The 11,369-nt window shown below is 49.1% G+C and carries 4 protein-coding genes and 8 tRNA genes; all 12 read right to left on the bottom strand.

Annotated features, from left to right (window positions below):
• The 12 genes from DS742_RS12985 to DS742_RS13045 all read right to left on the bottom strand — a co-directional run bounded on the left by DS742_RS12985 (position 1) and on the right by DS742_RS13045 (position 11,322).
• On the bottom strand, positions 1–7,899 hold the full coding sequence (locus DS742_RS12985; RefSeq protein ID WP_242996467.1) for a helicase-like domain-containing protein: 7,899 nt from the start codon (positions 7,897–7,899) through the stop codon (positions 1–3).
• Entirely contained in the window at positions 7,896–8,912 is a 1,017-nt protein-coding gene (locus DS742_RS12995; RefSeq protein ID WP_117417422.1) for a ParB N-terminal domain-containing protein, read from the bottom strand. Before DS742_RS12995 ends, DS742_RS12985 begins: the two co-directional genes overlap by 4 nt.
• A gap of 3 nt (positions 8,913–8,915) precedes the next feature.
• Entirely contained in the window at positions 8,916–9,728 is an 813-nt protein-coding gene (locus DS742_RS13000) for a ParA family protein (RefSeq protein ID WP_117417423.1), read from the bottom strand.
• Positions 9,729–9,827: 99 nt separating this feature from the next.
• Complete coding sequence (locus DS742_RS13005; RefSeq protein WP_117417424.1) at positions 9,828–10,319, bottom strand: hypothetical protein; 492 nt, start codon at positions 10,317–10,319, stop codon at positions 9,828–9,830.
• A gap of 206 nt (positions 10,320–10,525) precedes the next feature.
• A tRNA-Arg gene (locus DS742_RS13010) sits at positions 10,526–10,599 on the bottom strand.
• Between the two features lie 28 nt (positions 10,600–10,627).
• Positions 10,628–10,713 (bottom strand) — tRNA-Leu (locus DS742_RS13015).
• Between the two features lie 23 nt (positions 10,714–10,736).
• Positions 10,737–10,809 (bottom strand) — tRNA-Val (locus DS742_RS13020).
• Positions 10,810–10,878: 69 nt separating this feature from the next.
• A tRNA-Asp gene (locus DS742_RS13025) sits at positions 10,879–10,952 on the bottom strand.
• Between the two features lie 29 nt (positions 10,953–10,981).
• Positions 10,982–11,055: transfer RNA gene (locus DS742_RS13030), tRNA-Ile, on the bottom strand.
• A gap of 39 nt (positions 11,056–11,094) precedes the next feature.
• Positions 11,095–11,167, bottom strand: a tRNA-Thr gene (locus DS742_RS13035).
• A 6-nt stretch (positions 11,168–11,173) separates the two neighbouring features.
• Positions 11,174–11,245, bottom strand: a tRNA-Glu gene (locus DS742_RS13040).
• Between the two features lie 4 nt (positions 11,246–11,249).
• Positions 11,250–11,322: transfer RNA gene (locus DS742_RS13045), tRNA-Asn, on the bottom strand.
• Positions 11,323–11,369 lie beyond the last annotated feature (47 nt).

Below are 11,369 nucleotides of genomic sequence, written 5' to 3' on the forward strand. Positions count from 1 at the left end.
CTATCTTTCAAATTCGCTTTCATCCTCGGTTTCCGATGCGTAAACAGACACCTTCTCAGGCTCAAACCCCTGCTCCCTGATGTTGGTAAACCATTGTGACATGAAATCCTTCAAATCACGCACCCTTGACGGCGGTACACCGTCCGTTTCATAAAAAAGCCCTATATCGTCCTGTAAGAACGATGTAGGGTGAATGGAACAGGTCTTTTTGTCAATGGTAAAGGTAATCTCTGGATCACGCATGGCATCACCGTTTTGGCTGTAATAATGAGCGATACTGTACTCATCACCGCCTATGGCTTCCAGCACCAAATCTTCAAAGCCTTCGCTTTTCAGCTTCATGTAATATGCTTCCCCTTCAAGGATGGGACCTGCGAAAACCGCCAGCTTCTGATACAGCCGCTGTTCCAAAGTGAGCTGTGCAGAGGGGGGAGCCATTCTGACTGGTGTATCTTCTTCCTCGTCCGGCTCATAATTCATAACATCCTCATTATCCTCGTCCGGCTCTAAAACAGCATCAGGGGTATCCTTAAATTCCAAAGCAAGGTCAAGTTCAACCTTTCTTCGCTGCAACTGCACCAATTTTTCCTCGCTGGTAAAGGGCTTTTCACTTTCCAGTTTTGCCGCTTCAAGCTGACGGTGCAAATCCGCAAGTTCGGTCTTGGTGACTTCTAATTCCGTTGCAATGCGTTCCGCAAGGTTCTCAATTCGGGTAATGTTTCCCAGCTCCGACTCGCCCAATTCCGTGGTATAGGTGCATTTGCCGCATAGCTGGATGCCAACACCATCTCCCATACGGCGTATCAGCCGTACCGGAAAACCTGCGTAGCTACCAACATCAAGAGTGTCCCCGGCGTTTCGTCCCAGCTTGCGGGAACGGACCATAAAGTGTTCCGCTGCTTTAGTTCGTTCATCATGGAGCCTGCCGTCAATGGTCATTTGGAACTCGGCCGGCTTATTTCCTGTGTAGGTAGAAAGGTCTGTTTCCATTTCCGTTATTTTGCGCTCAGTGGTGGCGATCTGGCTTGGATAGTGTTTTCCGATTTTATACTGAAGGTCGTTACGCTGGCTCTGCCATGAGGATTTCAGCACCGTCAAACGGCTGATTTCATTATCCGTTTCCATCTTCTCCTTAATTCTCGGATCAGACACGGCCAAAGCCTTAAACTCGGCATACTGGAGCATGGTGCTGTCCACATCCTCACAGGTTCTAAGGGTGGAGCGACCGGTCATAATCTGACTGATATAACGCTGTTTTTGCTCTAAAATCTGCCATAGATATGCGTCGAAGGTATTTTCTGTGATGTAGTTGAAGATGGAAATTTCCTCATTGTCGTTACCCTGACGGAGAATACGGCCATTCCGCTGAATGAGGTCTGAAGGTCGCCATGGCACATCAAGATGATGGAGCGCCACCAGCTTATTTTGAACATTCATGCCGGTGCCCATTTTTCCGGTACTGCCCATCAGAATGCGGATTTCACCGCTACGCACCTTTTCAAAAAGCTGCTCCCGCTGTACGTCCGTCTTGGCGTCGTGAATAAAGGCGATTTCCTCCGGTTTTACACCCTGTGCAATCAGTACCTCCTTGGTAGCCTCGTAGAAATTAAAGCTGCCGTCACCCTTGGGAGTGCCTTGGTCGCAGAAGATAAGCTGGGTCAACCGCTTTTCGGCAGTTTCATGGTAGATTTCAGCCGCTTTCCGTGCGCAGACATTGAGCTTTGTGTTGGGGTCATCCGGTAAATCGGGGTCAATGGCTCTCGGATCGGTAGACAACAAGCGGGCTTCCAGCGTGAGCTTCAGAAAATTATCCTCGGAGCTGTCTACTTGGCCGTTGCGTATTTTCTCCGCCCGTTCGCCCAATTCCATCACAAGGCGTTTCTGATCCGGTGTGATTTCGGTCTTTACAACCTGCACTGCACCGGTTCTCAGCTTTGGTGTCGGCAAATCAAGCATATCAGCGGTCTTGATGTCAGCAATTAGGTGAAACATGGCCATCAGCTCAGGCAAGTTATGAAACCGTGCAAAACGGTTCTTCATTTGGTAGCCGTTACCCTCCGGCTTAATTTCCAACGAGGATTCCACCACACCAAAGGTACTTGCCCATGCGTCAAACATCAGCAATCCGCGCTTTTCCAGTTCCCACGGCTGCAATGTCTTTTGCAGAACATATAGTTCTGCCATTGTGTTGGAGATTGGAGTACCGGTCAGGTAAACCACACCTTTGCCGTTGTTCAGGTCATTGATATACTGGCATTTTTGGTGCATATCCATGGCACGCTGGCTGCTGACCCCGGTAACTCCGGCCACGTTGCGCATTTTGGTGTAAGAAAAGTTGTTTTTATAGGCATGGGCCTCGTCCACAAACAGGGCATCCACGCCCAATTCCTCAAAGTTGATAACACTGTCCTTTTTCTCTGCGTTGAACAGCCTATCATACCGAAACTGGAGATTGGACTTGAAAATCTGCATTTGCTTGAGTGTCCAGTCCTTGCCGTCACGGGCCTTTACCTCCGCTATCGCCTCTGTAATGGCCGCCATTTCCGATTCCATGGCCGCAAGCTGGCGCTCTCTGGATAAGCCGATGAGTTCAAAGCTGCTATGCCCCATGATGATGGCGTCATGCTCACCGGTAGCAATCCTGCTGACAAATCGGCGGCGGTTCTTTCGCTCAAAATCCTTTTTCTCCGCCACCAAAATATTGGCGTTGGGGTACATCTTCATGTAATGGGCTGCCCATTCTCCCACAAGGTGATTCGGCACGGCATACAGGGGCTTGTGGACTGATCCCAGCCGTTTCATTTCGTAGCCAAGGCCGACAGCGGCGTAGGTTTTTCCAGCGCCCACTTCATGCGCCATCAGCAGATTACCGTCACTGTAAAGACCATGGGCGATTACATCACTCTGGTGCTTGCGGAGCTTGATACCCTCCGCCATATCCGGCATGAGAAGATTGTCACCGCTGTATTCACGGGGACGGATGTTATTGAAACGGTCATTGTAGAGCTTTGTCAGGCTTGCTCCACGCTCCGGGTCGGCAAACAGCCAGCTTTCAAAGGCCATCTTGATTTCCGCTTGTTTTTCACGGGCTAAAATAGTTTCTCTTTTATTGAGGACGTACTTTGTTTTTTCCTCACCGGTATTCGGGTCAATATAGTCAACCGGGTCTTTGACCTCCACTGAGCGGAGGTTTAGGGTGGTTTCCAGTATTTCGTAAGCATTGAGCCGTCCTGTGCCGTAGGACTGGTTGACCGTTACGGAGTTACTTTCCGCGCTTTTATTGGTAATATGATAGGCGCCGCTGTATTTGGAAAACTCAATGGAGATACTGAAACGCCCGACTTGATTGCCGGGCGAAGTCTGGAAGGTATCATACATGAATTGCTGGTAAATCTCCGGGGGAATCCATGTGGAACCAAGGGTAAAGCTGATGTCCTGCGGGGTAAGAGGAATGGGCTGCACCAGCTTCAATGCCTCTGCATTTCGGCTGAACCGTTCCGGTTCTTCCTCTGCTTTCAAGAGTGCCGTCGCCAGCTTATCCTTGACATAGCCGCTTAAATACTCGTCGGCGGTTTTCCAGCCGGTGTGCGGGTTGCCGGTGTAATCATCGGGGTCTTGATAAATTTTATCCCCCAGCTCATCAATGATTTCCTCCGGTGTAGCCTTGCGGTGATCGGGATACTGATAGAGCCAGGACATATAGGCAAGGTCAACCTTGCCCTTCACGTTGAGGGACACCATCAAGGCTTCTTCCGCTGAAAACACCGCTTTAGGCATGACCTTGGGTTTGATGGTCGCTTTGTAGAAGATAGCGGTCTTTTCCCATACATCCTTTTGGTCTTTTTTCTCCGCCTCGATGGAACGGAGCAGAGGGGCATTGGAATCCCTTGAAAATGCGATTACATTGGCATAGGAATTGAGATAGCCCTGCTTTTTGACAAAGCCATCATAAACATGGTTGAGATGGGCGATATGCTCCTGAAGCTGCTTTTCATATTCCATGGTGGGCAGCTCATGTAGGTCTGCATACTCGCTGTTCTGAAAGTCAATCAGGCTGCGGATGGCTGCCGTGACCTCCACCATGCCCCCGATGCGCTCGGCTTTTCGGCCGGTGATGTTTTGCTTATACATCCGAGAGTTTTCACGGTAGTACAGTTCTCCATCTACCAGCCCATAGCTGAAATTACGCACATTAGGATCAGCGGGGATGGATTCGGGCAGCACTTCCTTTTCGCCCTCATATTCGGAGGTAGCCTCGGTATATTCACCATCCAGATAGGAAATGGCTCGCTCCAGCCGTTCGTTCAAGTCCTCACCGGCTATCGGGTGGCAGGCGGTGGTCTTTTCGTTGCCGAACATGGATTCATCAAACACCATTTCACCCAACAGCATTTCCGGGTGGTCGATAAAATAGGTGTTCATGGGAATGCCGTTTTTGTCTTGCTCTACGGACAGCCAAGGACTGCTTTCCTCGTCGGGCACAATCTCCCGTTCCCGCTTTTTCAGAAAAAGAATGTCTGTGGTGGCCTCAGTTCCGGCAACCTGTTTGAACGCATTATTCGGCAGACGGACTGCACCAATCAACTCGGCTTTTCCGGCAATATAACGGCGCATACTGGAATTTGCCTTATCCATCGTAAACTTGGAGGTAATGAGCGCCATCATGCCGCCCGGACGGACCTTATCCAGTGATTTTGCGATAAAATAGTCGTGAATATGGAAATTATGTTTATTGTAACGAGGGTCATCCACCTTGATGGAGTTAAACGGCACGTTGCCCACCATCATATCGAAAAAATGGTCGGGGAAAGCTGTCTTCTCAAAGCCCATCACTTGAATGTCCGCATTGGGATAAAGCTGTTTTGCGATCTGTCCGGGGATGGGGTCAATTTCACTGCCATAGAGCTTGGAGGACTCCATGCTGTCCGGCAGCACGGAAAAGAAGTTACCCGTACCAAGGGCGGGGTCTAAGATGTTGCCACCCCGAAACCCCATACGCTCCAGCCCTTTATAGATGTGGCTGACGATGCTCTGTTCCGTGTAATAGGAGGTCAGGGTGCTTTTCTGTGCCGCCTGCAATTCCTCGTCTGTCAGCAGTTCTTTAATTTCCGCGTATTCTGTTTCCCATCCGCTTTTATCCGGTGTAAGGGCATTTGCAAGCCCACCCCAGCCTACAAATCGGGCAAGGGTGATCTGTTCTTCTGCTGTTGCCGGGCGCCCCTGCGCTTGCAGTTCCTTTAACAGCCGGATGGCTGCAATGTTATTTTTGAATTTGGTTTTCGGGCCGCCATCGTAAAGATGATGATCGGGGGAATAGCGGTAATTGAAACCTTCACCCCAAGCACGGGCATGGAAATCATCCATAATGGTACGGTTGTACTCATCATTGGACTGATTGACAAGGGTGGCGGCTTTGATGGCAGCCTGCGTTTCCTCTGAAAAATCACCGCTTTGAACGCTTTCTACCACCATGGTAGCAATCTCGCCATTCGTGTAATGGTCTTTCAGCGACTTGCAATCCGCAATGGCAGACAGCGGCACACGCTCGGTAATTTTAAGCCGGTTCAGATTTTTAAGCTGTGCAATATCTCCGATTTCCACCGTGCGCCCATCGTGCATGAATTTAACGATTTCAAACACACGGTCATTATAATAAATGCGGTCGCCCTCCTGAAACGGCAGTTGCATCGGCTCTACAGAGTTCCCATCAATCATGCCGTCATTGCTGTCCTCGGCGGCGTCCTCATAGCTCTCCGGCATAGCGGAGGTCATATCGAATAAGGTGAGCTGCCTGTCGGGAGCCTCCTGCTCCGGTGCTTCGGGGGCTGGCAAGTACACCGTCTGCCCCTCGGTTTCCATCTCCGTTTTATCTTTTTCCGTAAGGTAGCGTTCTTGACGGATCAGGTCAGAGATGCCGCTTTCCACCTGATTCCATGATAGAGTTTCGTGCAGTGCCAAATGCCCGGACCGGTAATCAATCACCAGCCCCTTGGGGGTGTACTCCAAGCGCCATCTATCGCCACCGGGCTGACTGCGGGAGCTGCTATATGAGTAATATTCCTTTCGGATGAAATCAACCCTGTCCTTCTTGGCAGGCATGGACAGCATGGCTTGAAAAATCCGTTGCCTGCCGCCCTGTGTGCCGCTGCCGTGCTGAAGGTATTCGTCAATGATTTTTTGCCTGTCCGTTTCAGACAACTCAGCGGATGCCGGAGGTTCATCAGGACTATCTTCGTCCTCGTCTGCAATGCTCTGCATTTCCTCCTGTTCATCGGGAATGGCATAATCATCAATCACGGTATCTGCGGAGCTGAACGGATATGCCCCGGTCAGAATTAAGCGGTCAATTCGAGCCGTGAGCTTGCCATAATCCTCAGTGAATTGCTGACCTTCGATTTCAAAGGTCAATCCATCCTCGCCTGCGGTAAGATATAGATGTTCTCCGGTTTCCGTGATGTAGTCGGTATCCAGCTTGCCGTAATAGGCTTTTAGAATTTTGGCTTTCGTAGTCTGCTTGTGTCCGCCCTCAAAGAATTTATGGATTTCCGCTGCCCATTCCCTTGTGTCAGGGGTAATATCATCGGCGCACAGAACCACATCAATGAGGTCGGAGATTTCTTCCTCGTCCAGTGCAGGAGCCTGTTCAGGGGTTTCCTGAACGGAAACAGGTGCAGGCGGTTTCGATGTAGGCGGGACAGAAAAAAAGCCGCCCACAGACGGCTGTTTACCATCTGTGGGCGGCTCTGTACTTGGGATTATCGGAGGTGCAGTACCAGTTCGCTGATCACGATTTCCTCCGCTGTGCCGGTTATCATGCCCATGTGGGCGGCTCTCTCCATCGTGTCCTCGGTGTCCGGCACCGGCTGTGCGGTCAGAAGCTCCTGTATCAGCCGTTCCTTGCGGCTCTCGGCTTCCTCGTCCACTTTCAAAATCGTCTCGTTGATTTTGCCCTGTGCTACCAGCTCCGACAGGCGGTGCGGGTGGTTCTCCAGCATGAAGTTCTTCCACAGGTTCCCGAATCTGCCCACCGGCATCTGGTCGGTTTTCTCGTTCTCCGAGATTTGCAGTTCGGGGTAGAGCAGACCGTCCTCGCCCTTCCGGTAATTGAATTTCATTAACGGTTCGGTTCTCATAAATTTGGCTCCTTTCGATTTTAATTTGTTGGATTTCCTGATGGATTTCTCTCAGGATGGGTCTTGCAAGGGAAACCGTGCAGTTTCCCATGGTCATAAATAACTCTAAGCTGTTAAAGTGGCTGATGTTCTCAAAGGTGTTTTCTTCAAACATCTCAGTGGAAAGCCCGCATTTGCAGAACACCGTATAGGCAACGCTGTCGGTGACAAGTTCCATAAACTCCGCTTTAACCGCATCAATGGGAGCATCATAGAGTACACTGCTCTCGTCACGCACCTTAAAGTTTTCCATGTACTGCGGTAAAACCTGACGAACCCGTTGCTGTACCAGCTTATACAGGCACATTTCGATGCTGGAGGTTGGGGTATTGTACTTTTCGTGAAATCTCGCCAACACGCTGGGTTTATACTGATCCTCCAACTCCCACAGGTAACTCATAACCTTTTTGAAACTCTGCTCACTGCCGTTGGTGTCCATAAAATCAAACAGATACTTCAAACTTGCTGTGGGGTTTGTCATGTCGATGACAGCAATGCCTTTTGCGCCTGCATTGATATTTCGGTCAATTCGCTTGTCATGCCATTCGTCAAAGGTGGCAAGCTGTGTTGCATCGGGCCGCTGTGCGTAAACGAGTACCGCATTATCAAAGGAACGCTTATAATACCTCGCTACACAAGACAGCAGACCTTTCCACTCCACAGGATTTTGGGTGTATTCCTGTACCGACTTTTTATATAGGTCGGCAAGAATGGTCGCCTTGCTCAAGCTGTCACCTCCATTTCTTGATTTTCAAAGTACAGCGCCAAAGCCTTATCAATGACTTCCTCAATTTCCTTTTGGGTCTGCTGTGCGGTAAAATATTTGGAGATGACCGCAGGTTTGATTTTGACCGGCTGTGGCTTGTTGCTTTTAGGCTTGCGTGTTTTTTCACCAGAAATGATTTGCACAATGGCGGTGTCGGTCAACTTGCCAGCCTTATAGTAGCTGTGGAATAATTCCGCCTTTTTGGTATCCATCTTATAGCTGTCGGATTCCATGAGGTCTGCAATTTGCTGCTGTTGTGCTTCGTCCTCTACAAAAGAGAGGTCATAGGCGGCGAGGAAAGCAATTTCTCCGCTATCAACACGGAAAATGAGGGGTTCAATAAGATTTGAAATACGGATGTATTTTGCCACCTTGTCCCGTGAAAGACCATAATTTTGTCCGAGTTTTTCATCTGATCTCAACTTCGTCTGAACCTCAGACGAAGTTGAATTTTCCTCGGTATCATGCGGGTTCAAGAGCATTTCAATCTCTGCCAAAAGGTCATTTCTCTTGCCCTGTGATTTCAGTGCCGCATAGTGCTGGGCAAGACAGTAGGCACGTTCTGAATAGCTCATATCGGCAAAGGAACGCTGGCGTAGATTGGTTTCCGTTACAATCAGGACGGCATCTTCATAGGTCAGATTTTCCCTGATGATGACGGGGCCTTTGGTCAGCCCGGCAAGCTGGGCGGCGTTTTTACGGTTATGTCCGCTGAGAATAATGTACCGTCCGTCCTCAGTGTACCACAGGATAATGGGGAGCAGAATACCAAACTGGCGGATACTGTCCACCATATCGTCAAGCTGCTGTCCCTCGTAGAGTTTGAACCTGTGATTTGGAAAGGACTCCATCAAGTTGAAATCCATTTCCAAGATACCGCCCTGCACAGGAGCAGGGGCGGCATCTTGCCGGGGTTCTATACCCAGCATTTCATCAAAGTCAATTAGGGCTGCTTTGGGCTTTGGTATCGCCATAGGTTAAACGCTCCTTTCCGCAATTTTGCTGTGTCCATCGGAAAGCAGTTCGTCCACAAATTGCCCATAAGCGATTGCCGCAGGGTTTCCCGGCAGAAACTCACAAATGGTCTGATGGTGTAGCACAGCTTCCGCAACCTTGATAGACCTGGGAATGTGGGTCTTGAAAATGGGAACCTTGTCAGCAAAACCACGATGGATCAGTTCGTTCACCTGTGCCGAAAGTATCGTATTAGGGGAATCCATGGTAATCAAAATGCCTTCAATACGCAGGCGGTGGTTGCTGTTTCTCTGAATAGCCTGATGGTGCTTTAGCAGTTCCGCAAGTCCTTGGGCGGATAAAAGCTCCGCCTGTGTCGGGATAATAATGCTGTCGGCACACATCATCACGTTAATCATCGGCGTACCCATTTGCGGCATACAGTCGATGATGATGTACTCATAGCTGTCCTTGATGGCGTCAATGTATTGGGTCAGAATCCTCTCTCTGAAATCCACATTGCAGAGATTGCGTTCAAGGGTGAAAAGCTGGGTATTGGATGGGATCAGGTCAACACCGCACTCGGTTTTGATGATGTAGCTTTCAGGTGCGGGTAAAGGCTCGTCCTCAACCAGCTTGCGCAACAGGGTGTTGATTGTCACCTCCAGTTTATTGGGGTTCTTCACGCCAAAGATAATGCTGGAATGCCCCTGACCGTCAAAGTCAAGCAGGGCGGTACGGTGTCCTCTCTTGGACAGGAGATAGGCAAGGGTGGTAGCCGTGGCTGTTTTGCCCACTCCGCCTTTCTCGTTGATAATTGCAATGATTTTCGCCATCGGCGCTCTCCTTTCTTGGGTAAAAAGATTTTGGGTAATGGGTAAATAGGGTAAAAAAATTGGACTAAGATTAGCGAAAACCCTTTGATATAGCGGCTTTCACTTACTTAGTCCAATTATAACAGAGGCACCAATGGGACCTGTGGGTCCAGCAGGGCCAATGGGACCTGTGGGTCCAACTTGGCTAATATCATCTTCTACAATAACTAATACACCTTTCAGTTGAGCATACAAAGAGAAATAAATTGTAGTTGTACTGACATTTACAAGAGCTAAGGTAACAGGAGCCGTAGTTACATCAACGATTCCGATTCCAAATACCTCGCCAGTTTTAATAAGAGGATCACCTCCAATATTATCTCCCTGTGAGGAAATCAGCGCAAAGGCAGTCCCATTTATAGACTGAGAGGTCTGAGTCGCCACCCACCAGTTAATTACATATCTGCCTGCTTCTGAAAAGGTTACCTCTCCTGTATCAGAATTATAGATTATACTTCCAGAAGAATAGACAACGGTATCAAAAAGTACATTTGTACCGGCAGCTACAGTTGCAGCCAGATTTAAATCTATTTGAAGAGAACTATTGCTCATAATAATCCCTCCTATACATAAATAGTTATGAAACAATCAATAAATCCTAACCCTCCCCATCTATTTTATGCTATTGAAAAGAACTTGTTTACTTTACCAAATTTATTCAGGAATCAGTTAACTAATTTAAGTCAAAGTAAAACATCGTACTAATCAACAAATACAAAAACAGCCCCGGGAAAAATTCCCTGGGGCTGTGTCCGTTACGTGCGTGAGAAGATTCGAACTCCCGACACCTTGGTCCGTAGCCAAGTGCTCTATCCAGCTGAGCTACACACACATATTCAATTGTCTGCCTTTTCAGGCAATGCCGGCGACCGGAATCGAACCGGTACGGGAGGTAAGTCCCGCAGGATTTTAAGTCCTGTGCGTCTGCCAGTTCCGCCACGCCGGCATTCTCATGATCTCTCATGGAAATGGGACCTATAGGGCTCGAACCTATGACCCTCTGCTTGTAAGGCAGATGCTCTCCCAGCTGAGCTAAGATCCCATAAATGATACAGTAAGCATTATACAACTTACCTGCTGGTTTGTAAAGCCTGTATTTAAAAATACAGAACGACCCGGATGGGATTCGAACCCACGACCTCCGCCGTGACAGGGCGGCGCTCTAACCAGCTGAGCCACCGGGCCAGATTATCAACTATTTAGTTCAGTGCTAGTGGACCTTCGGGGACTCGAACCCGGGACCGACCGGTTATGAGCCGGTTGCTCTAACCAACTGAGCTAAAGGTCCTAAACATAATAATCTGATCGAATTATTTAATTACGTGAAAGCCGATGATCGGACTCGAACCGATAACCTGCTGATTACAAATCAGCTGCTCTGCCAATTGAGCCACATCGGCATTCAATGACCCCAACGAGATTCGAACTCGTGTTACCGCCGTGAAAGGGCGATGTCTTAACCGCTTGACCATGGGGCCAAAGCTCCCCGAGTAGGACTTGAACCTACGACCCAACGGTTAACAGCCGTTTGCTCTACCGACTGAGCTATCGAGGATTACTGCATTGCTGCAATATCTGAGGCATATACCCTCAAAACCACAC

This window comes from Lacrimispora amygdalina, from assembly GCF_003432035.1.
Classification (GTDB): domain Bacteria; phylum Bacillota; class Clostridia; order Lachnospirales; family Lachnospiraceae; genus Lacrimispora; species Lacrimispora amygdalina.